Consider the following 23,917-nt stretch of genomic DNA (forward strand, 5'->3'; position numbering starts at 1 on the left):
CGGCCGCCCGCAATGGAGATCGCAATGAACGACATGTCCACCACACCCCTCCAGGACAAGCTGACTGTCTATCCCGCGAAATGGGACATCTGGCTCGATCGCGGATGGCACGGCGTAGGCATCGACGCTTGGGCCGGCCTCTACATGCCTGGGAAGCTGTCCGCCGAACTCCTGTTTCTCAAGCACTTGGGAGAGACGACCGGCCACGAAACTGACTTCACCGGCGTCATCCGCCGCATGCAGCGCGAGGCGGTGGCGGACCTGATCCGCAATCAGCACCTGCTGCCCTGGACCAGGAAAAGGGCGGACGAGCACTTCTTCGTCGAACGGCGCGGCGATGCCGTGCTCGACCTGTCCGACCGCGAACATGCCCTGCCGGTATCGCAGGTCAAATCGATGGTGCTCATGGCGGTGGAGGCGGGCGACATGGAGCTTGCCTGCAAGCGACTGGTCTTCGCCTGGCTCGTCCCCACGGTCCTGTGCACGAAGACGACACACAAGGCCTTGCCGAACCGCTGCACTGATCTCTCGCTGCCCTACATGCGCTATGCGCAAGTCGATGGAGCACCGCTCGAACTCGTCCGCATAGACGGCAGGATCATCGATCCCGCCACCTACTCCGCAGGTCAGTTGCTGGACGACTTGCGGGCGATCCCGGGCCTGAAGTCAGTGATCGACAGCCTGGACGGGCTGACCCTGCCGCGCGGATGCTGCGAGCAAACCTACACGACACATCGCACCAGCAAGGTCACAGCACACCTGACGGACGCGCCCGACTGCCTTTGCAACGCCCACATCTGAGCCGATAGCTTACGATCCGGACAACCCCGCAACGCCCCGCTACGACTGCATGTGTCGTAGCGGGGCGCAAACGTCCGGCATCGCCCAAATTCAGGATTCGCCCCTTGCGCACCTACGAAGACCAGCTGCTCCATTCGCCGTCCGATCTGGTGACGTTCCTCGGCTGCGCGCATGCGGTGTCGTTGAATCACTTGCGCCTCGTCGATCCCGGTGCGCTGCCCGAGCGCGCGCAGGACGATGCGATGGCGAAGCTGGTCCAGCGCGCCGGACTCGACCACGAGGATGCCTATCGCGCGGGGCTCAAGGCCGAGGGCGGGCTAGTGGAGATTCCCACCACGGGCTCGTTGCGCCACCGCGCGGCTGCGACGCTGGAGGCGATGCGCGCTGGTGCGAAGACGATCTTTCAAGCCGCATTTCTCGATGCGCCCTGGCACGGCTTCGCGGACTTCCTGATCCGGGTGGAGGAGCCTTCGGACCTCGGCGCATGGTCCTACGAGCCAGTCGATACCAAGCTCGCGAAGTCGGTGAAGGCATCGTACATCGTCCAGCTTGGGCTTTATGCCGAAATGATCGCGCGGGTGCAGGGTATCGCGCCGCGCCGGGTCCACGTGGCGCTGGGCAGCGGCAGACTGGAAACGTTCCGCCTGGCCGAATTCGCGCATACGCTGGGTGCAGCCAAGGCCCGTTACCTCGATTTCATCCGCGATGGCGCGCCGCAATCGGCGCCGGAGCCGTGCGCGGCCTGTTCGCTGTGCGGGTGGCGCGATCACTGCGACGAGCAGCTCGACGCCGCCGACCATCTCAGCCGCGTGGCGGGCCTGGGCAAACCGCAGCGGCGCAAGCTTGAGGACGCCGGGATCACCACCCTCGCCGCGCTAGCGGGGGTAGGTGAGGATACCAAGGTGCCGCGCATGGCCGCGGCGACGTTCGCCAAGCTGCGCGCGCAGGCCGCGCTGCAGCTGGCGCGGCGCGAGGGTGGCGCGCCGGTGGTGGTTCCCCTGCCCATCGAGCCTGGGCGTGGCTTCGCCACCCTGCCCCCGCCGCACCCGGCCGACCTGTTCTTCGACCTCGAAGGCGATCCGCTGACCGAAGGCGGCCTCGATTACCTGTGGGGCGTGCATCACGTGGTGGACGGCCATCCTGAGTTCCGCTTCCGCTGGGGCCACGACCGCGCGGCAGAGCGGGTCGCCTTCGAGAGCACGGTGGACTGGATTGTCGCGCACCTGGCGGCGAACCCGGGCGCCCACGTCTACCACTACGCACCTTACGAAGTGACCGCGCTGCGTCGCCTCTCCACCCTCCACGCAAGCCGCGAGGACGCGATCGACACGCTGCTGCGCGAGCGCAAGCTGGTCGACCTCTACGGCGTGCTGCGCCAGTCGATCCGCACCTCGGAGCCGAACCTCTCACTCAAGACGATGGAGGTGTTCTTCGCCAGGAAGCGCGATCAGGCGGTCACGAACGCCGGAGATTCGATCGTCGAGTACAAAAGCTGGCAGGACTCAGGTGAGCAGAAGATCCTCGACGACATCCTCGAATACAACAAGGTGGACTGCGAGAACACCGAGGCCCTACGCGACTGGCTCGTCTCGCTGCGCATGGACGGCCTGCCCTGGCGCGAGGTCGGCCTCGCCACCGCCCTGCCCGACGACAAGGCCGAGGCCCGCGCCGAGGCGGAGGCCGCCGCCTCCGCGCTCAGCGCCGCGATCGCCGCGGGGCCACTGCCGCCCAGCGCGGAGGGCCGCGCGCTGGTCGACCACCTGACCCAGTTCCACCGCCGCGCCGACAAGCCCGCACTGTGGGCCATGTTCGACCGCTGTGAACGCGAGCTGGAGGAGATGGTCGAGGACGGCGAGTGCATCGGCGACATCGCTCCCCTGCCCGACGCCGAGGGTGCGTGGCAGTGGCAGGAGAAACGCAGCACCCTGGCGCGCTATCGCTTCGCACCGCAGGACACCAAGCTGCGCAAGGGCTCGGCCGTGCTCCACGCGCCGACGCTGGCCAAGCTGGGCAAAATCGACAGCATCGATGCGACCGCCGGACAGCTCACCCTCAAGCGCCAGCTCAAGCCGGGCGAGGCCTTTCCCGAAAGCGGCTCGCTGATCCCCGAACCGGCGGTGAACAACCGCCCGCTGATCGCCGCCGTGCGCCGCGTCGCCGCGCACTGGGCGGCGGGCGGCGAGAGCTACCGCGCGCTCCTCGATCTCATCGAACGCACGCCGCCGCGCCTGCACGACTGGCCCACTGCCGGGCAGGCCGGACAGGCTGGCGCTCTGGTGCAACCGAGCGAAAATCTGGTCGAGGCCGCCACCTTGCGCTGCCTGGCGATGGACGACAGCGCGCTGTTCATCCAGGGCCCGCCCGGCACCGGCAAGACCTTCACCAGCGCGCACGTGATCGTGGCGCTAATGGCGGCGGGCAAGAAGGTCGGCGTCTCGTCCAACAGCCACAAGGCGGTGAATAACCTGCTCACGAAGGTCGAGGAAATCGCCATCGAACAGGGCGTCAGCTTCGTCGGCGTCAAGAAGGCCAGCAAGACCGATCCCGGCAGCTACCTGGGCGGAGTGATCATCACCGACGTCGAGAGCAACGGCGACGCCTGGGATTACCACCCCGACCTCATCGGCGGCACCGCCTGGCTGTTCGCTGACGAGACCGCCGACCAGTCGCTCGACTACCTGTTCGTCGACGAGGCGGGACAGGTCTCGCTCGGGCACCTGCTGGCGATGGGCGCGGCGGCGCGCAACATCGTGCTGGTGGGCGACCAGATGCAGCTCGCCCAGCCCATCCAGGGCTCGCACCCCGGCGAAAGCGGCCTCTCCGCGCTCGACTACCTGCTGCAGGGCGAGGCGACCGTCGCCCCCGATCGCGGCATCCTGCTCGACACCAGCTGGCGCATGCACCCCGACATTTGTGGCTTCATCTCGGACGCGGTCTACGACGGACGGCTGCAGGCCCATCCCGACTGCGCCCGCCAGACCCTCCACCTGCCCGAAATCCACGACCCGGCGCTGGCAAACCATGGCATCCGCTTCGTGCCGATGGACCACGCCGGGCGCGGCCAGCGCAGCGATGAGGAAGTCGCCCGCGTGGTCGACTTGTGCGGCCAGCTGATCGGCACCCCCTTCACTGACCGCGCCGGGCAGACGGACAAGCTGAGCTGGAACAACATCCTGATCGTCGCCCCGTACAATATGCAGGTGATAGCCTTGGCCGAAGCACTTCCCGCCGCGGCGCGGGTGGGCACGGTGGACAAGTTCCAGGGCCAGGAGGCGGAAGTCGTGATCGTCAGCCTCGCCACCTCCAGCCCCGACGACTTGCCGCGCCACGTCGATTTTTTCTACTCGAAGAACCGCCTGAACGTGGCAATCAGCCGCGCGCGGACGCTGGCGGTGGTGCTGGCAAACCCGAAGTTGTTGGAACTGGATGCAAAATCGGTTGAGCATCTGCGGCTAGTGAATACGCTGGCATGGATTGCGGGCGAGGGGAAGTAAGTGCGGGAAGACCAGTTCAGGGCGTGGTTGGAAGCCAGACGGTTCGAAGGCCAGCCCCTCAAGACCGTCGGCCAACGGGTAAACCTCGTCCGCCGGTTCGAACGCGCCATGCGCGAATTGCACCTGCCGTTCACCGATCTTGATCGGGCTTTCGATCGCGACGGCATGGCCCGGGTCTTCGAGGAGTTCAGAGCATTGCGCAACGCTGCCGTTGCCGGCCATCCCATCCCGGCGGCACTGGGTGGGGAGACCAGCAACCCTGCCGGCAAGCTCGCGAATATTCGCGCCGCCGTCGGTAACTACCATCAGTTTCGTTCCGGTACTGGCTGGAATGTTCTCACCGAATTGCGCGATCGCTTCTTGGTCCACAACCCCGGTTTCGAGAGCTTCACCGAACCCGGGGAAGGTTCCGTGGTCGCGGAACGGGCTTACAAGGAAGCGGCATCCGACAAAGTGCGCGACGCGATCGGTCGTATCCACGACCCCGTCTCGCTAGGCCGAGAGACGTTCGAGATCCTCAAGAGTGCGACGCCGACCGGACCGCTGGTCCGCTGGCAGACGCAAGACGCGATCGCCGCCCACTATCCCCAGGCCCTCGACGACTTCTATGAAGTCATCGGCCGACTGGTCGCCAGCACCAACTATGCCGGCGACGCGCTAGGCGAAGCGTTCACCCAGTTCGCTGAGATGAAACAGGCCGGTATCACTCCGCTGACCATCGGCGAACAGGCCAATATACTGTTCTCCGCCTTGTCCATGGCTCGCCCGCAGGAATCCGCGCCGTTCAAGATCAAGGTCATGAACCGGGCCTCGAATATTCTGCTCCTGACAGACATAATCGACGGTGCCTTCGAGGCGGAATCCTATTGGCGCTTTGCAGAATTATTCGAACACATTTTTGCAACCATGCGCGACGACTGGAATTGGCAACCAAGAGACTGGTTCGACGTCCAGGGATTCCTCTGGATCGCGTTGAAATACGAATTCGACGACCTTGACGAACTTGACACGATGCCGGGCGATGAGCTGCCGATACCGCTCGATCGCCGCCACCGTGCCGCCCCCGAACCCCGGAACAAAAATCCCATGCCCTCCCCCACCAACCTCATTCTTTACGGCCCGCCCGGCACCGGCAAGACCTACACCACCGCTCAGGAAGCGGTACGCCTGTGCGGTGAAGTTGTGCCCGACAACCGGGACGAACTGATGGCGCTGTACCGCTCACTGCAGCACAAGGGCCGGATCGGCTTCGTTACCTTCCACCAGAATTTTGCCTACGAGGACTTCGTCGAAGGCCTGCGCCCGGTCAACGATGGCAGCGAAAGCGAAACCCCCACGGGCTTTTCACTGGAGCCACAGGACGGCATCTTCAAGCAGATGGCCGAGGTCGCCGTCAGCAATCGAGGGCGGGCCGTAACTACGCCCCCCGCTATCGACCGCAGCCAGAAAGTCTTCAAGATGTCGCTGGGGCGCAGCCGCGCTTCCGAAGACGACGCGATCTACCAGGACGCAATTCGCGAGGGCTATGTCACGCTGGGCTGGGGCGGCGAGATCGACTGGTCCGACCCGCGCTATGACACGTGGGAAGGCATCAAGGAACGCTGGCGACAGGACCATCCCGATGCCAGCGGCAACGATCCGAACATGTCGCAGATGTACACCTTCCGCATCGCCATGGAGATCGGATCTCTGATCGTGGTCTCAGACGGAAACCGCAAGTTCCGGGCGATCGGGGTCGTCACCGGGCCTTACCAGTTTGCCTCCGGCCACAACGGCGAATACAACCACCGGCGCGCGGTGCGCTGGCTCTGGCATGGCGAAAGTCTCCCGCGCGAGCGCATCTACGCCAAGGAACTGAGCCAGGTTTCTGCCTATCGCATGAACACGCGCGACCTGAACTGGGAGGGGCTGGAACAGACCGTCGCCAGCGGCGGCGATGCCGTCGCCACGAGCGGCGAACCCGAACCCCACGTCCTCATCATCGACGAGATCAACCGCGCCAACATCTCCAAGGTCTTCGGCGAACTCATCACGCTGCTCGAACCCGACAAGCGCCTGGGCATGCCCAATGCGCTGACGGTGCGGCTGCCCTACTCCAAGACCGAGTTCGGCGTCCCCGCCAACCTCCACATCATCGGCACGATGAACACCGCCGACCGATCGATCGCGCTGCTCGACACCGCGCTGCGCCGGCGCTTCACCTTCCGCGAGATGGCGCCCGATCCCTCGCTGCTCAAGACCGTCGAGGGCATCCCCCTCCCCGCCCTGCTCACCGCCATCAACGATCGCATCGAATACCTCGTCGATCGCGAGCACCGCATCGGCCACGCCTTCTTCATCCCCTGCCGCAGCCGCGCGGATGTCGACGCCGTCATGCGCGACAAGGTGATCCCGCTGCTGCAGGAATACTTCTTCGAGGACTGGAGCCGGATCGCCGCCGTCGTCGGGCCCGGCTTCATCGCCAAGGGCAACCTCAAGCCACCGCCGGGCATGAAGGACCAGAGCGACCGGCCGACCTGGTCCGTCCGCCGGATATTCCCCGCCGATGCCTACGCCAGCCTCGTCAACGGCGTCGAAGTGACGGCCGAGAGTGCCGGAAACGACGCGGCGGACGAGCCCGAGTGACGCACCGCGCCGTCTGCGAATGGGGCAAGGTTGCGGTGGGTCGGCCCGGCGGCTTCACCGAAGCGCAGGCCCGGGCGCTGATGGCCGCCGCCAGCACCCATCCGCTGGGCGGCGCGGACGGCGGTGCGATCCTCTCCGATCACCGCCACCATCTGCGTGCGAAACAGATGGTCGGCGTCCTCGCCGCGCCCGGCTGCAGCCTCGAAATCCTGCCCAAGGTAGACCCAGAGGCGCCCGACGAGGACGCGCCCACGGTCCGCCGCCGTCTCGTCTCGCTGATCGACCTCGCACTCGGGCTCGACATCGGCGATGGCGGCGCGGCGGCGATGGCGCACGGCGCGGACAGCCTGCTCGAAGTCCTTATCCGCCTCTTCGCCGAGCGCCTGCTCGCCCAGACCCGCCGGGGCCTGCCGCGCCAATACCTGGCCTGCGAGGACGACCTGCCCGCACTGCGCGGGCGCCTCGATGTGACCCGCCAGTTTACCGTCAATGCGGTGCGGCCCGATCGGCTCGCCTGCCGCTTCGACGTGCTCAGCCACGACATCGCGCTGATGCGGATCATGGCCGCAACGGTCGTTTCCCTGGGGAAACGCACCCGCGTGCCCGCCACTCGCCGCCTGCTGGACGAACTGCGCTTCGTGCTGGCCGACGTGACGCTGCTGCCGCCCTCCGCCCTGCCCTGGAGCGCGGTGCGGATCGACCGCACCAACCACAGCTGGCAAAGCCTCTTCCGCCTCGCCCGCCTGCTGATGGGTCGCGAGTGGCAGGCGACCGGCCACGATGCCGCGGGTCATGCCGGCACCAGCCTGCTGTTCCCGATGGAGCGCCTGTTCGAGGACGCCGTCGCCGCCCTGCTTCGCCGCTCCCTGGCGAACAGCGACATCGAGGTGGTCGCACAGGGCGGCCTGCGCCACTGCCTGGGCGACTGGCACGAGGACGGCCTTTGCCAAGGCGCCGTGTTCCAGACCCGCCCCGACCTTCTGCTGCGGCGGCGCGGCAAGGTCATCGCGGTGATCGACACCAAGTGGAAGCGCCTCTGTGCCGACCCGCTCGACCGCAAGCACGGCGTCAGCCAGGCCGACGTGTACCAGATGATGGCCTACGCACGGCTATACGAATGCGAACGGCTGATGCTGCTCTATCCCGCCGCGCCGGGCGCGGGCAGCGGCGAGGTGCGGCGGTTCGGGGTGCATGGCGGGCGCGAGATGATCGCGCTGGGGCGGGTCGCGCTGACCGGCACGATGAGCCGCGCCGCCGGCGATCTCGCCGTGCTGGTCGGCGGTATCCTCGCGGAAAGGCGGCAGGATTCGCGTTTCGCCCCTCCCGGATCGCCGATGAATGCGCTCGGGCGAACCTGCGATTGACTTGCCCGTGCCGGATTTGCGATGGACCAACGGCAGGGTACATTTTCCATCAAAGGGGGCGACTATGAAGCTGGGCCATGCGGCGGCGGTTCTGATCGGCAGTGTGGCGCTGGTCCATGGCGTTGCCAGGGCGGCGGAACCCACGGTATCACACTTCAAGTCGTCCTCGCCCTGGGAACTGTCTCCCGGGGGCGATAGCTGTGTTCTTTCCCGCAATTTCGAAAGTGGCGCCGCCTCGCTGTTTCTGCGCATGCGGACTTATGCGCCGGGATACAATTTCGACTTTACCCTTGCCGGCTCCCCAATTCCGCAAATCACATCGGCCAAGGCCCCGACGATAACCTTCGGATCGGGGAACCCTCTGCGATTTGGCGTCCTGGCTTCCGGCTCCTCAGGCGCGCATGGCCCTGCTATGGTCTTCAACAGGGACATGTCGCTCCAGCCTCCCGCGCTCGACGACAAGACAGTGCCCGCCTATCCCGATCCGGCGCTGGAAAGCGGCATCGATCGCTTCACCATCGACGCCGCCGACCACAAGGTTCTGCTCGACACGGGATCGATGGCCCCGGTCATGCAGGCCTTGCGTCAATGCACGGACAAGCTGGTCGCGGGTTGGGGGCTCGATCCGGCGGTTCAGGCGAAATTGTCCCGCCCGCCGCGACCCGTGAACGCGAGCGCGGTCAATGCAATGATCGTGGCAGGCGATCCTCCGGCCGCCGTGAAGGCGCTGGGCGGCCTCGCGCGGGTCGGCCTGCGCGTGATGATCGACGAGACGGGCGCGCCGACCGGATGCAAGACGTTTCCCACCGACGGGGTTCCCGAATTCGACGTCAAGGCGTGCAATTTCGTGATGAAGAACGCCCGCTATGACCCCGCTCTCGACGAGCAGGGCAAGGCCGTCTCGTCCTATCTCCTGACGGCGATCGTGTTCGCTACGTCCGATTTCTTCCGTTCCCGCTAGGTATCCGCACACTATTGCATCACGAGTAACCAAATGATGGACGACACGCAGCACAACTGGCTCAGCATTCCCGCACGGCGCGACATCGTCGCCCAGCTCGATCGCATCGCGCTGCCGGCCGATGCCAAGGTGATCCTCGAACGGCTGCTCGACACGACGGTCACGGTGGGCACGCGGGTGCTGGCGATCGGGCGGCAGGTCCTCGCTTTCGCCTTCGACATGGTGAAGCGGTTCCGCGGCATCGCCTTTGGCGCCCTGATCGCGGTCACGGTGTCGAGCCTGATCGCCTCGACGCCGCTGGTCGGCGGCGCGCTGGCCGCCCTGCTGGCGCCGCTGCTGCTGGCCTTCGGGCTGACGCTGGGCGCGCTCGAGGACCTGCGCAACGGCGCCCTGAGGGAGCCTCTCGTCCGGTTCGGCACCGCCATCACGGACGCCGCCCATGGCTGACGGGGCAGCGCCCGAACGGCCCGTATTCGACCACACCGGGCTCGAGCGCGTCGTCGCCGACCCGCTGCGCTTCAAGAGCCGCCTGCGCATCGGGGAGGATGCCTTCGTCCTGCTGCGCACCAAGAAGCGCCTGCTGGGCCTGTGGGACACCGCTGGCGCGGCGGCGACGGGCGCCGGTGTCGCCAGTTCCTCGCTCGTCGCCGGCACCTTCTTCGCGCCGACCGGGCTGGCCGCCACGCTCGGCCTCGCCACGGCGGCGACGCCGGTGGGCTGGGTGGTCGCCGCCGCGGTGGTGGCAGGGGGCGGATGGTACGGCGCCTCGCGCTGGTTCTCCGGCAAGGGCGACAGCTTCGTCGAGACGATCCCCAAGTACATCAACACCCCGATCGACGTGCTGGGCGCCGCCCTGCTCGACCTGCTGGGCAGCCTGGCGCTGCGCGTCGCGGCGATCGACGGCGCCATCGACCCGCGCGAACGGGACTGCATCGTCGATCACTTCGTGCGCGACTGGGGCCTCGATCCCGACTACGTCGCCCGCGCCCTCGACGTGCTCACACCGTTAGCACAGGCGACCCGCGTCAAGGCGATCGCGCAGGACCTCGCCCGCTTCGCCGCCGCCAACCCGGACTGCAATGCGCCTGCCATGCAGGCCGAACTGATGACGTTCCTGCACGAACTGGTCGCCGCCGACGGCACCCTCGACGAACGCGAGGAACTGGCCCTCGAAGCGATCGAACGCGTACTGGAAGCCGAAAGTCGCCTGACCCTTGCCAAGGCGGGCAGCGCCGCTACCGAGACCCTCTCCGACATCGCCAGCACCGCCGTCGGCACGGCGGGAAGCGTCGCCGGGACACTCGCGGGCAAGGCGGCCAGCGTGGGCGGCGCGGTGGGTGATGTCGTGGGCGGCGTGGCGCATACGCTGGGCAGCACGGTCTCGAAGACGCTGAAGCACACGATCAGGGCGGGGCGGGCGGCCACGAAGGACTGAGACCGATCGCCGTCGCTACCCGGTACGCGCGGCGATGTGGTTGCGCAGGGCCGTGAGGTCGTCGCCATCGGCGCGGCGGTCGTGCTCCGCTTCCCGTGCCATCTCGCGCATCGCGTAGACGCCCAGTCGCACGGTATCCTCGACGATGCCCCGCGACAGAACGGCGCGCCCGGCCGCATCGGCACGCGCCCACAGCCGGGCGTTGCGCCCCGCAGGTTCGGGCAGGTTGCGCCGCAGGAACACCGCGCAGGCGACGATCTCCAGGTCGATGGCGGTGTGCTCGGCCACGCGCAGGAGTTGGACGCAGGCAGCGCGCGCTTCGAACAGGGGCGCCGTGTTCTCCAGCGGCACCATCGCCGCAAGCCGCTCCCACGCCGCGCCCAGCGGGGCGTCGGCCTCGCTCTCGACCGGGCCGGCGTAGGAGACCCTGAGCCCGTTATCCTGCACCGCTGGAGCGAAGGGCCGCGACCTGCCGGCAGACCGACGCCGCAACATCCAGACCGCGAGGGGGAAGGCCACGACGCCCATCAGCGTCGCCGGACCCGCGTCCGCCCCGGCAGCCGCGAAGCCCAGCCCGACCGCGAGCGCCAAAATCGCCGCCAGCCCCAGCATCGCGACGATCCGCAGAACGACCATCAAGGCCCACGCGATCGCAATGCAAAGCGCCAGCATCACAAAGCCGGCCAGCAGCAGGAATATCAGCTCCATCAGAACCCACACCCCGTATCTCCCCTCAGTGCAGCACTTCGCGCGCCGCCGCCGCGGCCGGCCCGCGCAACAGGTCGAGCGCCCTGCCCTGCGCCACCGCCTCGGCGAAACAGCCTGCGAAGCGGTGCAGGCTGCGCAGGAACGGCGCGATGACGAGGCCATGGCGGCTCGACAGCCAGTGATGCCCCCAGATGGCGCGCCCCGGTTCGAGCGGCGAGAACTGCACCATCAGCTTCTCGCAGCGTTGGCAAAACGCAAGGCGTCGATCTCGTCCACCCGGCCCTGCAGCATCCAGTGGCTGAACAGATGCACGCCCTCGTCCGTACCGCCCAGCGTGAGCCAGAACGGAAAGGCAAGGCCGGTGACGTAGATCGCGCCTTCCTCGCCGCCGCCTTCATGGTCGATCCCGGCCTCGTCGAGCAGGCCGCACAGGCACGCGACGTCGAGGTCGGCGGGGTCGATCAGGCCATCGGGCTCTTGGGCGTGTGGTCGATTCGTCGCAGGCATGCGTAATTCCCTTGTCGTAGCGCGACGGGGATGTGCTTGACGGGCTACAGATTCGGTCGCGCCGTGCATGCGGGCGAGGCTCCCGCTTGAGCTGCCTCGGCAGTACCCAGGGCACACACCGAGATCGGCCAGAAGATCGGCCATGACATCGGCCAACGGATCGGCATATTTACGCCGTATCCGCATTCTAACGCTGGAATTGCTTAGCTTACTGGGATAAGGCTTGCCGCCTAGCGCTACTCCTATGACCGGCCAGAAGCATGGCGCAGAACCCCGAATCCCCCACCCAGATCGAACCGGCACGCATCGAGGCGTTGACCGGCGACCTGCCAGATATCGTCGCCGAGCTTTCCGCCAGGGCCGAAGTGCTCGGCAAGGCACTGCATCCGCGCACGGCGGCGAACCTGGCCGACCTCGTGCGGATCATGAACACCTACTACAGCAACCTGATCGAGGGCCACAACAACCGCCCCCGCGACATCGAGCGGGCACTGGCGGGCCAGAAGGACGAAGACAGGCGCGACCTCCTGACCGAAGCCGTCGCCCACTACCGCGTGCAGGAGGCGATCGACCACGCCGCGCAAGCGGGCACTCTCCCCGATCCGGCCGACCCCGAGTTCATCCGCGCGCTGCACCGCGATTTCTACGCCGATGCGTCCGAGGCGATGCTGACGATCGAAGGGAGCGGCCACCGCTTCGTCATGACCCCGGGCGAATGGCGCACCGGCAGCCGGCAGGACGTGCAGGTCGGCCGGCACCTGCCGCCCTCGTCCGACCGGGTGCCCGATTTCATGGCATACTTCCATTCCCGCTTCGCCTTCGAGCCGCCGGCGGGCATGCGCCTGACGGCGGTGGGGCCAGGGCGCGGCAAGCGCATCCTGGCGATGGCGACCTCGCACCACCGCTTCAACTGGATCCACCCCTTCCCCGACGGCAATGGCCGCGTCAGCCGCCTGATGAGCCATGCCATGGCGCAGGCCGCAGGGATCGGCGCGCATGGCCTGTGGTCGGTCTCGCGCGGTCTCGCACGCGGGATCTCGGGCGATGCCGACGGCCGCGCCCAGTACAAGCGGCTCATGGCCCACGCCGACGCCCCGCGGCAGGGCGACCGCGACGGCCGGGGCAACCTCTCGCTCGAGGGGCTGGAAACCTTCGCGACGTGGTTCCTGTCGGTCTGCCTCGACCAGGTCACGTACATGTCCGAACTGCTCGACCTTGCGGCCTTATCGAAGCGCATCGAACGCCATGTCGCGCTCGAGGAAGGCCTGCCCCTGAAAGCAACTGGCTCTTGCAGGAAGCCCTGCTGCGCGGCGAGTTCGACCGGGGCGAGGCCGAGCGGATCACCCGCCTTCCCGAACGCAGCGCCCGCCGCGTGCTCAGGCAATTGACCGACGCCGGCCTGCTCGCTTCGGAAACGCCCAAGGGTCCGGTTTCGCTGCGGTTTCCAGCCAGCACTCTCGATGTGCTGTTCCCGCGGCTCTATTCGTAAAGGAAGCGCGCTTGAGCCCCATGCCTTCTTCCCCCTTTCAGAAAGCGCCAACAGCTTCCAGGAAGTTAAAATCCTTTTTGAATGTGATGTTACAAGCTTAAGGCTGCCGGAAATCGTCTTCTTGCCGCAGACTGCCGCGGTTTTCGATAGCGCCCCGGTTCTCGAAGTATCGATCATTAGGGCTCGATAGCGGATATTACGATGCCGAGGCCCTTGCGGGTGCGATCGCGGCTCTGTTGGCCGAGTGCGACGCGGGGATCATGAGCGAAACGAGTGATGCCCGTGCGGCTCTGCGAAACCTCCTGGGCCGCGGCGATCCTTATACACGCGCCCTGTACGATACGGTTCGGCATCTAAATGCGGACGAGGCCGCATTGCATCTGCAAGAGCATGCAAGGATGATGATGGTCCGCGCCCACACCGCCCGGCTGGCGTCAAGGCAGCGAGAGCAAATAGGCTAGATCAAAGGCGAGAAATGGTCGTCTTACCGCGAAAGCGTGATGCCAACTCCGATGTCGAGTTCGGCCCAGGCACGATCCGTTGTCAGCGCCGTCGCACCTTGGGCTTTCGCAAATGCAAGACATGCCCGGTCCCCTAACGAAAGACCTGCATGTCGAGTTGCCGTCCGCAGCCGCCCGGCCTCGATCGCCATCGCGGCGTCAAACGCATGGACCTCTAGATCAAGCAGCAGAAGTACCTCGTCGATCGCGGCATCGCTGAAACCGCGATCAGAAAGCTTGGTGACGACCTCCGCAAGATTGACGGAGCTTATCGGGGCCGTACGAAGATGGACCTCGACCGCCTCCGCCCCTGCTTCTTCCTGTATCGCGGCAAGTACGGCCGAGGCATCAAGAACAAATTCAGTCACGGGCGGCCTCAGCCCGGCGATCAGCGATCAGTTCGTCAGCCATACTTACACCGGGCGTCAGATGAGCCCGTGCGATCGCGCGCACCCGTTGGAGCGCTGAGGCAAAGGTACGCACCCGAAGTTCGCCATCGACGACTTCAAGCCGCACATCCGTGCCATCGGTCAAACCAAGTTCCTTGCGCACGTCGGCGGGGATCTGCAGCCTGCCCCCGGAAACGACCCGGCCTCTATAAGCGGTCACAACAATCTCCATTCATGCTGTAGCCGACTGCATAGCATGTCGAGCTTTCGCAAGCGATACATTGAATCTCAATTCTGTCGGATCGACTGTTGGGCGTTCCAATATCGCTCCGGGTGGCTCGCCGAAACAGTGACATCGATTCCCTCGTTGGAGACAATGGCTTCGAACTGACCCCCATGCCCGCCGGATCTTCACGCTGCCCGAGCTTGGTGCTCCATCCTGATCTGCCAAGGGCGAGAAGGACCGCAGTGTCGGCGATACCAGCACCATCGTTGCGGACGCGCACATGCGAGGAACCGGAATGTTCGACCACATCGATGTCGACTCTGCCGGCACCGGCTCGACGGGCGTTCTGGACAAGCTCGGCGAGGACATCGCCGATCGTATTGTTGAAGAGGCGCGTGACCTTCGTGATGGCGGCGGGGTCGACCTGACTGGTTATGGTTGCGGGAAGAACCATGATAATCGCTCCCTGCAAGCGAGCCTGACTGCTTCCTGCCCTCTCCCCTTTCATGCACTTTGCGGTCCATGCGGGTCTCTTAACGGCGGGACATTTCCATGTGCCCGCTCGGGGCCGAGAGTGCTATCGTCACCCAATGGAAACCACATGCACGGACGTCGAGGCAGCGCTGGAGTTTGCAAGGACCGCCCATGCTGAGGTCAGACAACGGCGCAAATACACGGGCGAGCCCTACCTCGTGCATCCCGTCGAGGTCCTCCCGATCTGACCCTGGTCCGGGCGCACAGCAAGATGTCGCCCGGCGAAATCGACGAGGTCATAGTCTGCTTCGGCGCTTACCGGGAGGACATCCTGCTGGCGACCAACATCATCGAACCCGGCCTTGATGTGCCCCGCGCCAATACCATGATCGTCTGGCGCGCCGATCGCTTCGGCCTGGCGCAGCTGCACCAGCTCCGCCGCCGCGTCGGGCGCGACAACCGGTGCGGGTAGGCCATCCTGCTGATCGAAAGCGAGGACGCGATCGGCGCGCGCACGCTCAAGCGGCTGCGCACGCTCGCCACCTTCGACCGGATGCGCGCGGGCTTTGCGATCAGCGGCCAGGACGTCGACATGCGCGGCGCGGGCGACCTACTCGGCGAGGACCAGGCCGACCACATGAAGCTGATCGGCGTCGATCTCTACCAGCATCTGCTTCGCATCGCGCTCCAGGCCGCGCGTGGCGAGAACGCCGAGCGATGGAGCCCCGACCTCAACTTCGGCACGACCGGCGCCCTGCCCGAAAGCTGGATCCCGGAGGCGGACCTGCGGTTGTCGCTCTACGTCCGACTGGCACGGATCGAGACCGACGATGCTCTCGATGCCTTCGAGGACGAACTGCTGGATCGCTTCGGACCGTTCCCTGCCGAGGCGGCCATGCTGTTAGCCCATGCCCTCATCCGCCTGGCAGCGCGGGCTTTGCAGATCGCGCGCATAGACGCGGGCCCGGCCGCGATCGCATTCACTTTGCGCCGCGATTGCTCGATCGATTTCGCGGGCACGAGCCTGGTTGAAAGCAAGGGTCGTTGGATCCTTGCCGAGGTAATATCGAGCGAGGCCGATCGTTTCGCGCACGTTGAAAGCTTGCTCCACGGGTTCGGAAGCTGACGGGCGGCCGCGTCCGGCCGTGCCTGCGGTGGGATTATCTTTCGGCCGTGCTGGGTCTTTATACGCGCGGCGATCGTTTCATTTGCAAAAGCGGCCACATCCTACCGGATCGGCAGCACATCCGAAAACATGGAGAGCAGGAATGGCAACGGTGAACGACGACGCGCCATCCACTACGTCGAAATCCCGCGAGACCCACGATGCTGCGATACAGGCGCTTGCGGAAACTCGGGGCGACACCCTGATCGGGCGGACCGTGACGATCAACCGGCCCCGCGCGGAACTCTACGCCTACTGGCGCGACTTCGCGCAGTTGCCAACGTTCATGGACAACGTCGAGCGGGTCGACGTGCTGTCGCCGACACGCTCGCACTGGGTGGTCAAGGCCCCCGGCGGCAGGACCGTCGAATGGGACGCGACCGTAACCGGGGAAACGGAAGGCGAACTCATCGCCTGGGCCTCGACCGAAGATGCAGACGTTCCCAACAGTGGCCGCATCGAATTCCGCGACGCCGGGGATCGCGGTACCATCGTCACCGCGACGATCGTCTACGACCCACCCGCAGGCGTGGTTGGCAAGCTCATCGCCAAGATGTTTCAGCGCGAACCTGCCATCCAGGCGCGGCGCGACTTGCGGCGGTTCAAGCAGCTGATGGAAACCGGCGAAGTCGCCACTTCGTCGAGCACCCGCGCACAGCTTCAAGAGGAGAAAGCCTGATGCGCGCGCTCACCTGGCACGGCAAGCATGACGTCCGCGTCGACACCGTCGACGATCCCGAGATCCTCAACCCGCGCGACGCGATCATCAAGATCACTTCGACCGCGATCTGCGGATCGGACCTTCACCTCTACGACGGGTATATCCCCACGATGAAGGCAGGGGACATCCTCGGCCACGAGTTCATGGGTGAAGTGGTCGAGACCGGCCCGGGATCCACGCTGGTCAAGGGCCAGCGCGTCGTCGTTCCCTTCACCATTGCCTGCGGCAGCTGCTACCACTGCGGCAAGCACCAGTACTCCGCCTGCGACAACGGTAATCCCGCCGACAACCAGGACATCGGCATGGAACTGTACGGCCAGCCGATGTCGGGGCTGTTCGGCTATAGCCACCTGACCGGCGGCTATGCCGGCGGCCAGGCGGAATACGTGCGCGTGCCGTTCTCCGACGTCGGCCCGATCGTCGTGCCTGACGGGCTCGACGACGACGAGGTACTGTTCCTGTCCGACATCCTGCCCACGGGCTGGCAGGCGGCCGAGAACGCCGACATCGAGCCAGGCGACACCGTCGCGGTGTGGGGCTGCGGCCCGGTCGGCCTGTTCGCCGTGCAGTCCGCCTTCCTGATGGGCGCGGCTCGCGTGATCGCCATCGATCACTTCCCCCACCGGTTGGAACTGGCGCGCAAGTTCGGGGCAGAGACCATAAACTTCGAGGAATCGAAGACCTACGAGGCGCTGATGGAGATGACCGGTGGCATCGGGCCCGACGCCGTCATCGACGCGGTGGGCCTGGAAGCCCACGGCTTCTTCGTCGACAACGTGGTGGACCAGATCAAGGCTTCGATGTTCCTGGGCACCGATCGCATTCACTCGATCCGCCAGGCGATCGTGGCCTGCCGCAAGGGCGGCCGCGTCTCGATGCCTGCCGTCTACGGCGGCATCGTCGACAAGTTCCCGCTCGGCGCCTTCATGGAAAAAGGGCTGACGCTCAAGACCGGCCAGACCAGCGTGCAGCACTACATGCCGGGGCTGCTCAACGCGATCGTCGAGGGGAAGATCGACACGACCTTCCTGATCTCGCACCGCATGAGCCTGGAGGACGCGCCCAAGGGATACAAGATGTTCCACGACAACCAGAACGAAGTCACCAAGGTCGTGCTCAAGCCCGGCTTCACCCAAACCGCCGTCGCGGCAGAATAGGAAAAGCATCATGGCGGACAAATTTGCGATCGTGACCGGCGCCTCCACCGGCATCGGCTTCGAACTGGCGAGCCTCGCCGCCGAAAACGGTTACGACCTGCTGGTCGTCGCGGACGAAGGACTGATCGAGGCGGCCGCGCGGGACTTTCGGCTGCACGGCGTTTCGGTAGATGCGCTTCAGGCGGATCTGTCTACGACGGAAGGCGTCGATATCCTGCTGGCCGCCACTTCCGGCCGCCGCATCGATGTGCTCTGCGCCAATGCGGGCCGTGGCCTAGGACACGGTTTCCTCGACCAGAGTGTCGCCGACTGGCGCCGGGTGGTGGATACCAACATCACCGGCACGCTCTATCTGCTGCAGCAGGTGCTCAAGGGAATGGTAGCGCGCGACGATGGCAAGGTGCTGATCACCGGGTCCATCGCCGGGTTCATTCCGGGCAGCTTCCAGGCGGTCTACAACGGCACGAAGGCCTTCGTGGACAGCTTTGCGGATGCGCTGCGCAACGAGATCAAGGAGGCGAAGGGCGTGACGGTCACCACGCTCATGCCCGGCCCGGTCGAGACCGAGTTCTTCGACCGCGCCGACATGCTCGACACGAGCGTCGGCGCGTCCAAGAGCAAGAGCGATCCCGCCGACGTCGCCCGCGACGGGTGGACTGCGATGATGAACGGCGATGCCCACATCGTTTCGGGCTGGAAAAACAAGATCCAGGCAGCCGTGGCGCACGTCACCCCTGCGGGGATCCTGGCCGAGCAGCATCGCAAGATGGCGCAGCCCGGCTCGGCTCCCAGTGACGATGGCGGACCTCGATAGAATGATGCCGATCTGAGGCATCGCGAACCAAAGGACGGAGACATGAACACCACGATAGAGCGCACATTCGAAAGTCGCTGCGACGCCGAGCTGGCTGTCGAGCGACTGGTCCAGGAATATGGCTTCGAGCGAACCGACGTGTTCGTAACACCGGCAGGCGATGAAAACAGCGCAGGCGAGACGCTCAGCGGCGGCGACACTGCGACCCATCTGGAGTCGGAGCGCATGGACGCACAGCTTTCCGATCCGATATCCGTTTCGGTGGACGTAAACGACGATGCCCGCGCCGCTATAGTGAACCGCGTATTCGACGAAATTACCGCCGGCTAGGAGGTGCCCGTGTCGGTTTTGGGAGCCCTATACAAGGAACTAGGCTCATTCGCCCACTGAACAAGCCGGAAAGCCAAGTGCCATCGACCTCGCGCCAATTGCCGCCGCTCCCTTCGCACGAGCGGGTGCAGGAACTGCTGTTCGAAGCTGCCAGGTCGGGGCGAGACAACATGATTCCTATTCTGCTGGATGCCGGGGCGGATATCGAGGGCATTGATACGAAGGGGCACTCCGCTCTGGTCCTTGCCGCCTATCATGGTTTAGAGGAAACCGCCGCGCTGCTGCTGGATCGCGGCGCCGACCCGAACTGTGCGGCAGCGAGTGCTAGCCCGCTGATGGGGGGTCGCCTTCAAGGGACATCTAGTCATCGCCAGGCGGCTGCTCGCCGCCGGTGCGGACCCAAACCAGCGTAACGCCGCAGGACAGACCGCGATCATGATGAGCGCCCTGTTCGATCAGCGCGAGGTCATCGAACTCCTCCTGAGCGCCGGCGCTGATATCGATGCAGTGGATACGGCGGACAACGATGCGGTCATCCTTGTGCGAATGCAGGGCAACGAAAGCCTCGCCCGATGGCTCACCGAACGCCGGGAGGGGCACTCTTTGTACTTCTGCTCTTCGCCTTGGCAGGCGGCATAGTGCTTTCGCTGTTGCATATTTCGCTGCCCGCATTCCGCGTGGCAGGCGGCGTGCTTCTCTTCCTGCAAGCGCTAACCCTCGCTTTCTCAAGTCCAGGCCTTTCCTCGATCAGCGAGGGCGAGCGGCGTGAAGCCCAGGAACCTGGCGACATCGCGGTTTTTCCGCTCGCCTTCCCGCTGATCGCAGGGCCGGGCAGCTTGTAGGCCGCTGTGCTCGTCATGGGGCGCGCTCAGGGATGGATCGAGGCCGTCTGCATCATGGGAATGATCCTCATCTGCGCCCTGCTGACCTGGATCGCGACGCTGGCTGCCGACCGCCTCGTTCTCGTGCTCGGCCGTACCGGTGCCGATGTGGTCGGCCGAATCTCGGGCATGCTTCTTGCCGGATTGGCCATCCAGTTCATCTTCGACGGCTTGGCAGCATCACCCTTCATCCACCGCTGACCTGCGTGGGCTAAACCACTGAGTCCAGCACGCGAAGCACCCCGTCGAGCATGGCAGCATTGGAGGCAGCCTTGGACAAAGCACGCCGGGCGAAGCGCTGGAGCCTTGCAACATCGCGCGGCGGGAAACGGAGCTTGATTAAGGTCTGGCCGAGCACCTCCGGCGCAACGCCTTGCGCTGCCTTGCCCGACCCGAGGAAATGATCGAGCAGCCGCTTGCGATCGACGAAGCTCCAGCCCAATTCCTCCAACTCCTTCGGCGTCACCGACAACAACCCAAGCGCGAATTCCATGATATCGTCGAACCGGAGCGCGATGGTGACGTTTCGCCCACCGCGCGGCGACCCGCAACATGGGTGGCAACTGGCGACCAAGTCCGGCAGTTTGTGCTTCGCCTTAAGAACGGCCGAGCTTCTCGTAAGCCGCCGCGAAGAGACTTATATCCGGGGAGATGCCTAGGTTCCGACGAACAATCCGTGCGCCAAGCCGACGTCGGCATTGCAGACGGCGTGGGATGGCATAACGTTGCCTTCCAATTGAATGGGTTATCGCCGGGGATAGTCCGAAGCTGCGCCGGGAGCGCCCGGCCAACGGACCGGAGTGTCGGAAGCGAACGCGTCGCCGACCTGCTGCCAGGGGGCGATATAGATGGTGCGCATGTCGCGGCTGTGGATGCGCCAGTCTTCGCCCACCCGGTGATACTCGTCGACATACCGGACGGCGCCGCAGACAGCTGTGCCGCCCAGCACGAGTTCCAGGTGTGCGCCGACCAGCCCCCGTGCTTGGTCCGGGCCGTCGAAAGCGAGTTGGGCGTAATGCGGCGTATGAATCGTCAGCCCCATCTGCTCGCGCGACGCCTTGATAAAAGCGACGATCGCGTCGCGCCCCGCGCCCGCCAACACGCCCGAGGCGCTGAAGGTGGCGGTGTCGGTGAAGCTGCTCCTCACTCCTTCGAGATCGTCGCCATCGGCGGCCAGGAAGTACCCGACCACAAGGTCGTTCAGCGCTGCCCGATCTTCGAGCCGTTTGATGCGCTCTTCCAGGTCCATCTTCATTTCCTCGCGTGCTGCCGGTCTGTCACCGGACTTCGATCGTATCGAGCAGGGGGGCGAAACTGCCATACCCGCCACGGAAGAACAGTAGCGGTTGCTCGGGGCGTATGACGTCCAGCTCCTGCACGAGTCCCAGGACGATGTAGTGATCGCCCGCTTCGTGGATCTTGTCCAACGTGCAGTCGATCCAGGCGACGACGCCGTCTAGAACCGGCGAGCCGTTCGCCGACACCTGGTGTGTCAGGCCCGCAAACTTGTCCTCGCCTTTGGCGGAGAAGCGCCGACACAGATCCTTCTGATCGCTGGCGAGGATGTTGACGCAGAATTTGCCGGCGCTTTCGATCTGCGGCCAGCTCGTCGACGCGACGTCGGGGAAGAATCCGACCAGCGGTGGCGAAAGCGACACCGACGTGAATGAGCCGACCACCATCCCGGCGCGCTGGCCGCCGGGCAGCGTGGCCGTCACCACGCATACGCCTGTGGGGTAATGCCCGAGGACGTGACGATAGACCGCGCCATCGATCGCCGGGTCCAGCTTCAGCGGCGTCACCGGCCGGCCCACACCGGCTTGCGGCGCTCGCCGGCGGCGCGTTCGCCTTCCTTCTTGTCCTCGGTCGCGGCGTATTCCTCGATCGGTTCGAAGCGGGTCGCCAAGGCGACTTCGAGCGGGTGACCGAGGCGCCCCAGCGCAGCCGCCTTGGCGGCCTGCACGGCAAGCGGCGACGCGGCATTGAGCTTGGCCACCCAGGCCGCCGCCGCATCCGCTAGCTGGTCGTAAGGCACCACCTCGTTGACCAGGCCGTAGTGACGGGCCTCGGCCGCCTTGATCCGCTCGCCGGTGAGGATCAGTTGCATGGCGATATGGTAGGGTAGCTGCCGCATCGCGCGATGGACGACGCCGCATTCGCCGATGATGCCGACTTTCGTTTCCGGCAGCCCGAACTGAGCGGTATCGGCGGCGACGATGATGTCGGCGCACATGGCCAGTTCGAAGCCGCCGCCGACGCAGAAGCCCTGGACGGCGGCGACCATCGGCTTTTTGCAGGTGACGAGAGGTCCGCCGATGCCGGTCAACCCGCCTCCCAGCGCCATGCGCGACTTCCGCTCGGCACCGCCCGAGACGTCGGCGCCGATGCAGAAGCCCTTTTCGCCTTCGGCCGACAGGGTGACGGCCCAGATTTCGGGGTTCGCGTTGATCTCGGTCCACGCTGCCAGCAGCAGATCGTCCATCTCCGGCGTGATGGCGTTGAGGCCCTGCGGGCGGTTGAGCCGGACATGGGCGACGTGGCCCTCCACGGTGAATTCGACGTCGGCCACGGGCCTACTCCTTGAAGCTGTTGATGAGTGCGGTTGACGAGGGGCCACGGTAGGCGTCGAGCACCGCCTTGAGCCCTTCGTTGGCCATGCGCTCGCGGATCGCGAGGACGGATGGCGCGAGATGAAGCAGCGAATCCATCTCGGCTATACCCGAAGTGGCCGTTCGGAAGCCCGCAGCCTCCGCGGCGCGGTTAATCGAGAGTTTCTTGACCTGGAGAACGTTCGGCGGGACCAGCGCAATTCGTGCCGCCAGCGCCTCCGTCGCGGTGATCAGCCGTTCAGCGGGGACGCAATGGTTGGCCCAGCCCCATTCGACGGCGGCCGGTCCATCAATGCTGTTGCCAGGAAGGAACGCGAATTCCTTGGCTCGCTTCGCGCCCACCTGAGCGACCCACGTCGGCGCGATGAAGCCGCCGCCGATCGGCACGCCAGGCTCGCTGATGCGCACGTCGTCGGCCACGATCGTCAGGTCGGCGAAGACGCACATCTGCGCGCCAACCCCGGCGCAATAGCCATGGACAGCGGCGATGACCGGTTTGGGATGGTCCCACATCGCCAGCCATCGCGCGACGTTGGCGTTGAGGCGGTTGGCATCGGCGACGGGATCCATCGCCGCGGCCCCGCCGTATTGGCCAAGGTCCATTCCCGCACAAAAGCCCTTGCCGTTGGCACGGATACCGACGACGGGACCGCCGCTCGTCTTGAGTTCGTCCAGCGCCGCCGAGAAGCTGTCCAGCATGCTGCCGGACAATGCATTGGCCTGCGCCGGCCGGTTGAACACGATCCAGCTGATCGGGCCCGAATGCTCGACCAGAATTTCAGGGATCGCCGATTCCTGCGTCATTCCGCCCGGCCGATCGGGTTGCCGGCACGCACGTGGTAGTCGGTCGTCAGCGTGGTGCGCAGTTCGCGGCGCTTGAACTTCCACTGGCCGTCGACCTTCACGACGGTATCGAAATACTGGCCGTAGAGGATGCCGTCCGGGCGCTCCTTGGTGTAGCGATGGATCGCCAGGACGATCGACCGGACCTCAGCTTCCGTCTCGCTGATGAAGTCGATGCAGATGTTCGAATTGTGATGCGAGGTGCCGCGAAAGAAGGTGCCGATCCCTTCAAGCGTCTTCTTGTACGCCTCCATGCCGCTCGCGCCGAAGTTGGGCGCGTAGCTGACCTCGCAGTCCTCCACGAACAGCGCGGCCAGTTCGTCCGGGTGGTTCATGTCGAGATGATAGGAGTAATCGAACATCATCCGTTCGATGGCGCGCATTTCAACAAGTTTGGCTTCGGTCATAATCCATCTTTCGATCA

28 protein-coding genes and 1 pseudogene are annotated in these 23,917 nt (G+C 65.6%); 17 read left to right on the forward strand and 12 right to left on the reverse strand.

What is annotated here, in order from left to right; genetic code table 11:
- Nucleotides 1-24 precede the first annotated feature (24 nt).
- The 7 genes from ACFFDA_RS07880 to ACFFDA_RS07910 all read left to right on the forward strand — a co-directional run bounded on the left by ACFFDA_RS07880 (nt 25) and on the right by ACFFDA_RS07910 (nt 10,680).
- Nucleotides 25-801: a hypothetical protein gene (locus ACFFDA_RS07880; RefSeq protein WP_404478586.1), complete on the forward strand. Its 777-nt coding sequence runs from the start codon at nt 25-27 to the stop codon at nt 799-801.
- A 104-nt stretch (nt 802-905) separates the two neighbouring features.
- Entirely contained in the window at nt 906-4,295 is a 3,390-nt protein-coding gene (locus ACFFDA_RS07885) for a TM0106 family RecB-like putative nuclease (protein WP_404478587.1), read from the forward strand.
- Nucleotides 4,296-6,920: an AAA family ATPase gene (locus tag ACFFDA_RS07890; protein ID WP_404478588.1), complete on the forward strand. Its 2,625-nt coding sequence runs from the start codon at nt 4,296-4,298 to the stop codon at nt 6,918-6,920. It begins immediately after the preceding gene.
- Entirely contained in the window at nt 6,917-8,284 is a 1,368-nt protein-coding gene (locus ACFFDA_RS07895) for an McrC family protein (RefSeq protein WP_404478590.1), read from the forward strand. Before ACFFDA_RS07890 ends, ACFFDA_RS07895 begins: the two co-directional genes overlap by 4 nt.
- A 64-nt stretch (nt 8,285-8,348) precedes the next feature.
- Entirely contained in the window at nt 8,349-9,245 is an 897-nt protein-coding gene (locus ACFFDA_RS07900) for an energy transducer TonB (protein WP_404478591.1), read from the forward strand.
- Nucleotides 9,246-9,278: 33 nt separating this feature from the next.
- Entirely contained in the window at nt 9,279-9,692 is a 414-nt protein-coding gene (locus ACFFDA_RS07905; protein ID WP_404478592.1) for a hypothetical protein, read from the forward strand.
- Nucleotides 9,685-10,680 carry a TerB family tellurite resistance protein gene (locus tag ACFFDA_RS07910; protein ID WP_404478594.1) on the forward strand — a complete coding sequence of 332 codons (996 nt, stop codon included), beginning with the start codon at nt 9,685-9,687 and terminating at the stop codon, nt 10,678-10,680. Before ACFFDA_RS07905 ends, ACFFDA_RS07910 begins: the two co-directional genes overlap by 8 nt.
- A gap of 15 nt (nt 10,681-10,695) precedes the next feature.
- Here the strand turns inward: ACFFDA_RS07910 and ACFFDA_RS07915 are convergent, their stop codons facing one another.
- Genes ACFFDA_RS07915 through ACFFDA_RS07925 form a run of 3 tightly spaced genes read right to left on the reverse strand, consistent with a single transcriptional unit; the run spans nt 10,696 to nt 11,895 of the window.
- Complete coding sequence (locus ACFFDA_RS07915; RefSeq protein WP_404478595.1) at nt 10,696-11,400, reverse strand: hypothetical protein; 705 nt, start codon at nt 11,398-11,400, stop codon at nt 10,696-10,698.
- Nucleotides 11,401-11,413: 13 nt separating this feature from the next.
- On the reverse strand, nt 11,414-11,617 hold the full coding sequence (locus ACFFDA_RS07920; RefSeq protein WP_404478596.1) for a hypothetical protein: 204 nt from the start codon (nt 11,615-11,617) through the stop codon (nt 11,414-11,416).
- Nucleotides 11,617-11,895 carry a hypothetical protein gene (locus tag ACFFDA_RS07925; RefSeq protein WP_404478597.1) on the reverse strand — a complete coding sequence of 93 codons (279 nt, stop codon included), beginning with the start codon at nt 11,893-11,895 and terminating at the stop codon, nt 11,617-11,619. Before ACFFDA_RS07925 ends, ACFFDA_RS07920 begins: the two co-directional genes overlap by 1 nt.
- Before the next feature lie 260 nt (nt 11,896-12,155).
- Here ACFFDA_RS07925 and ACFFDA_RS07930 point away from each other — a divergent pair, with 260 nt between their 5' ends.
- Nucleotides 12,156-13,283, forward strand: a complete 1,128-nt coding sequence (locus tag ACFFDA_RS07930; protein WP_404478598.1) for a Fic family protein — start codon at nt 12,156-12,158, stop codon at nt 13,281-13,283.
- 585 nt (nt 13,284-13,868) lie between these two features.
- Here the strand turns inward: ACFFDA_RS07930 and ACFFDA_RS07935 are convergent.
- Genes ACFFDA_RS07935 through ACFFDA_RS07945 form a run of 3 tightly spaced genes read right to left on the reverse strand, consistent with a single transcriptional unit; the run spans nt 13,869 to nt 14,953 of the window.
- A complete protein-coding gene (locus ACFFDA_RS07935; RefSeq protein WP_404478599.1) occupies nt 13,869-14,252 on the reverse strand; it encodes a type II toxin-antitoxin system VapC family toxin in 384 nt (127 codons plus the stop codon).
- On the reverse strand, nt 14,245-14,493 hold the full coding sequence (locus tag ACFFDA_RS07940; protein WP_404478600.1) for an AbrB/MazE/SpoVT family DNA-binding domain-containing protein: 249 nt from the start codon (nt 14,491-14,493) through the stop codon (nt 14,245-14,247). Before ACFFDA_RS07940 ends, ACFFDA_RS07935 begins: the two co-directional genes overlap by 8 nt.
- Nucleotides 14,480-14,953, reverse strand: coding sequence for a hypothetical protein (locus ACFFDA_RS07945; RefSeq protein ID WP_404478601.1), 474 nt, complete (start codon nt 14,951-14,953; stop codon nt 14,480-14,482). Before ACFFDA_RS07945 ends, ACFFDA_RS07940 begins: the two co-directional genes overlap by 14 nt.
- A 291-nt stretch (nt 14,954-15,244) precedes the next feature.
- On the opposite strand from ACFFDA_RS07945, the gene ACFFDA_RS07950 reads away from it, so the two are divergent.
- The 9 genes and pseudogenes from ACFFDA_RS07950 to ACFFDA_RS07990 all read left to right on the forward strand — a co-directional run bounded on the left by ACFFDA_RS07950 (nt 15,245) and on the right by ACFFDA_RS07990 (nt 20,242).
- The gene (locus ACFFDA_RS07950; protein WP_404478602.1) at nt 15,245-15,445 is read left to right on the forward strand and encodes a helicase-related protein; all 201 of its coding nucleotides are present in this window, start codon (nt 15,245-15,247) and stop codon (nt 15,443-15,445) included.
- Between the two features lie 120 nt (nt 15,446-15,565).
- The gene (locus ACFFDA_RS07955; protein WP_404478603.1) at nt 15,566-16,099 is read left to right on the forward strand and encodes a TRCF domain-containing protein; all 534 of its coding nucleotides are present in this window, start codon (nt 15,566-15,568) and stop codon (nt 16,097-16,099) included.
- Between the two features lie 142 nt (nt 16,100-16,241).
- A complete protein-coding gene (locus tag ACFFDA_RS07960) occupies nt 16,242-16,817 on the forward strand; it encodes an SRPBCC family protein (protein WP_404478604.1) in 576 nt (191 codons plus the stop codon).
- Nucleotides 16,817-18,016 carry a zinc-dependent alcohol dehydrogenase gene (locus ACFFDA_RS07965; protein WP_404478605.1) on the forward strand — a complete coding sequence of 400 codons (1,200 nt, stop codon included), beginning with the start codon at nt 16,817-16,819 and terminating at the stop codon, nt 18,014-18,016. Before ACFFDA_RS07960 ends, ACFFDA_RS07965 begins: the two co-directional genes overlap by 1 nt.
- Before the next feature lie 10 nt (nt 18,017-18,026).
- Nucleotides 18,027-18,830, forward strand: coding sequence for an SDR family NAD(P)-dependent oxidoreductase (locus ACFFDA_RS07970; protein WP_404478606.1), 804 nt, complete (start codon nt 18,027-18,029; stop codon nt 18,828-18,830).
- A 42-nt stretch (nt 18,831-18,872) separates the two neighbouring features.
- The gene (locus ACFFDA_RS07975; RefSeq protein ID WP_404478607.1) at nt 18,873-19,160 is read left to right on the forward strand and encodes a hypothetical protein; all 288 of its coding nucleotides are present in this window, start codon (nt 18,873-18,875) and stop codon (nt 19,158-19,160) included.
- Between the two features lie 170 nt (nt 19,161-19,330).
- The gene (locus ACFFDA_RS07980; protein ID WP_404478757.1) at nt 19,331-19,573 is read left to right on the forward strand and encodes a hypothetical protein; all 243 of its coding nucleotides are present in this window, start codon (nt 19,331-19,333) and stop codon (nt 19,571-19,573) included.
- Nucleotides 19,527-19,799, forward strand: coding sequence for an ankyrin repeat domain-containing protein (locus ACFFDA_RS07985; RefSeq protein ID WP_404478758.1), 273 nt, complete (start codon nt 19,527-19,529; stop codon nt 19,797-19,799). Before ACFFDA_RS07980 ends, ACFFDA_RS07985 begins: the two co-directional genes overlap by 47 nt.
- A pseudogene (locus ACFFDA_RS07990) lies at nt 19,799-20,242 on the forward strand (MarC family protein). Before ACFFDA_RS07985 ends, ACFFDA_RS07990 begins: the two are co-directional and overlap by 1 nt.
- 10 nt (nt 20,243-20,252) lie before the next feature.
- Here ACFFDA_RS07990 and ACFFDA_RS07995 read toward each other — a convergent pair.
- From ACFFDA_RS07995 to ACFFDA_RS08020, 6 genes are all read right to left on the reverse strand, one after another.
- A complete protein-coding gene (locus tag ACFFDA_RS07995) occupies nt 20,253-20,534 on the reverse strand; it encodes a hypothetical protein (RefSeq protein WP_404478608.1) in 282 nt (93 codons plus the stop codon).
- Nucleotides 20,535-20,786: 252 nt separating this feature from the next.
- A complete protein-coding gene (locus ACFFDA_RS08000) occupies nt 20,787-21,290 on the reverse strand; it encodes a nuclear transport factor 2 family protein (RefSeq protein ID WP_404478609.1) in 504 nt (167 codons plus the stop codon).
- 28 nt (nt 21,291-21,318) lie between these two features.
- Nucleotides 21,319-21,834 (reverse strand): flavin reductase family protein, encoded by a 516-nt coding sequence (locus tag ACFFDA_RS08005; RefSeq protein ID WP_404478759.1) that lies wholly within the window; start codon nt 21,832-21,834, stop codon nt 21,319-21,321.
- Between the two features lie 5 nt (nt 21,835-21,839).
- Nucleotides 21,840-22,610, reverse strand: a complete 771-nt coding sequence (locus tag ACFFDA_RS08010; protein WP_404478610.1) for an enoyl-CoA hydratase/isomerase family protein — start codon at nt 22,608-22,610, stop codon at nt 21,840-21,842.
- Between the two features lie 4 nt (nt 22,611-22,614).
- Nucleotides 22,615-23,454, reverse strand: coding sequence for an enoyl-CoA hydratase/isomerase family protein (locus ACFFDA_RS08015; protein ID WP_404478611.1), 840 nt, complete (start codon nt 23,452-23,454; stop codon nt 22,615-22,617).
- Complete coding sequence (locus ACFFDA_RS08020; protein WP_404478612.1) at nt 23,451-23,900, reverse strand: nuclear transport factor 2 family protein; 450 nt, start codon at nt 23,898-23,900, stop codon at nt 23,451-23,453. Before ACFFDA_RS08020 ends, ACFFDA_RS08015 begins: the two co-directional genes overlap by 4 nt.
- Between the last annotated feature and the right edge of the window lie 17 nt (nt 23,901-23,917).

It is taken from the genome of Novosphingobium sp. BL-52-GroH, from assembly GCF_044813085.1.
GTDB lineage: Bacteria > Pseudomonadota > Alphaproteobacteria > Sphingomonadales > Sphingomonadaceae > Novosphingobium.

Bases quoted from the DNA above. Each gene is read 5' to 3' on its own strand.
- ACFFDA_RS07880 (WP_404478586.1), top strand. From the start codon at position 25: ATGAACGACATGTCCACCACACCCCTCCAGGACAAGCTGACTGTCTAT.
- ACFFDA_RS07900 (WP_404478591.1), top strand. From the start codon at position 8,349: ATGAAGCTGGGCCATGCGGCGGCGGTTCTGATCGGCAGTGTGGCGCTG.
- ACFFDA_RS07905 (WP_404478592.1), top strand. From the start codon at position 9,279: ATGATGGACGACACGCAGCACAACTGGCTCAGCATTCCCGCACGGCGC.
- ACFFDA_RS07910 (WP_404478594.1), top strand. From the start codon at position 9,685: ATGGCTGACGGGGCAGCGCCCGAACGGCCCGTATTCGACCACACCGGG.
- ACFFDA_RS07920 (WP_404478596.1), bottom strand. From the start codon at position 11,617: ATGGTGCAGTTCTCGCCGCTCGAACCGGGGCGCGCCATCTGGGGGCAT.
- ACFFDA_RS07925 (WP_404478597.1), bottom strand. From the start codon at position 11,895: ATGCCTGCGACGAATCGACCACACGCCCAAGAGCCCGATGGCCTGATC.
- ACFFDA_RS07930 (WP_404478598.1), top strand. From the start codon at position 12,156: ATGGCGCAGAACCCCGAATCCCCCACCCAGATCGAACCGGCACGCATC.
- ACFFDA_RS07945 (WP_404478601.1), bottom strand. From the start codon at position 14,953: ATGGTTCTTCCCGCAACCATAACCAGTCAGGTCGACCCCGCCGCCATC.
- ACFFDA_RS07950 (WP_404478602.1), top strand. From the start codon at position 15,245: ATGTCGCCCGGCGAAATCGACGAGGTCATAGTCTGCTTCGGCGCTTAC.
- ACFFDA_RS07955 (WP_404478603.1), top strand. From the start codon at position 15,566: ATGCGCGGCGCGGGCGACCTACTCGGCGAGGACCAGGCCGACCACATG.
- ACFFDA_RS07960 (WP_404478604.1), top strand. From the start codon at position 16,242: ATGGCAACGGTGAACGACGACGCGCCATCCACTACGTCGAAATCCCGC.
- ACFFDA_RS07965 (WP_404478605.1), top strand. From the start codon at position 16,817: ATGCGCGCGCTCACCTGGCACGGCAAGCATGACGTCCGCGTCGACACC.
- ACFFDA_RS07970 (WP_404478606.1), top strand. From the start codon at position 18,027: ATGGCGGACAAATTTGCGATCGTGACCGGCGCCTCCACCGGCATCGGC.
- ACFFDA_RS07975 (WP_404478607.1), top strand. From the start codon at position 18,873: ATGAACACCACGATAGAGCGCACATTCGAAAGTCGCTGCGACGCCGAG.
- ACFFDA_RS07980 (WP_404478757.1), top strand. From the start codon at position 19,331: ATGATTCCTATTCTGCTGGATGCCGGGGCGGATATCGAGGGCATTGAT.
- ACFFDA_RS07995 (WP_404478608.1), bottom strand. From the start codon at position 20,534: ATGGAATTCGCGCTTGGGTTGTTGTCGGTGACGCCGAAGGAGTTGGAG.
- ACFFDA_RS08000 (WP_404478609.1), bottom strand. From the start codon at position 21,290: ATGGACCTGGAAGAGCGCATCAAACGGCTCGAAGATCGGGCAGCGCTG.
- ACFFDA_RS08015 (WP_404478611.1), bottom strand. From the start codon at position 23,454: ATGACGCAGGAATCGGCGATCCCTGAAATTCTGGTCGAGCATTCGGGC.
- ACFFDA_RS08020 (WP_404478612.1), bottom strand. From the start codon at position 23,900: ATGACCGAAGCCAAACTTGTTGAAATGCGCGCCATCGAACGGATGATG.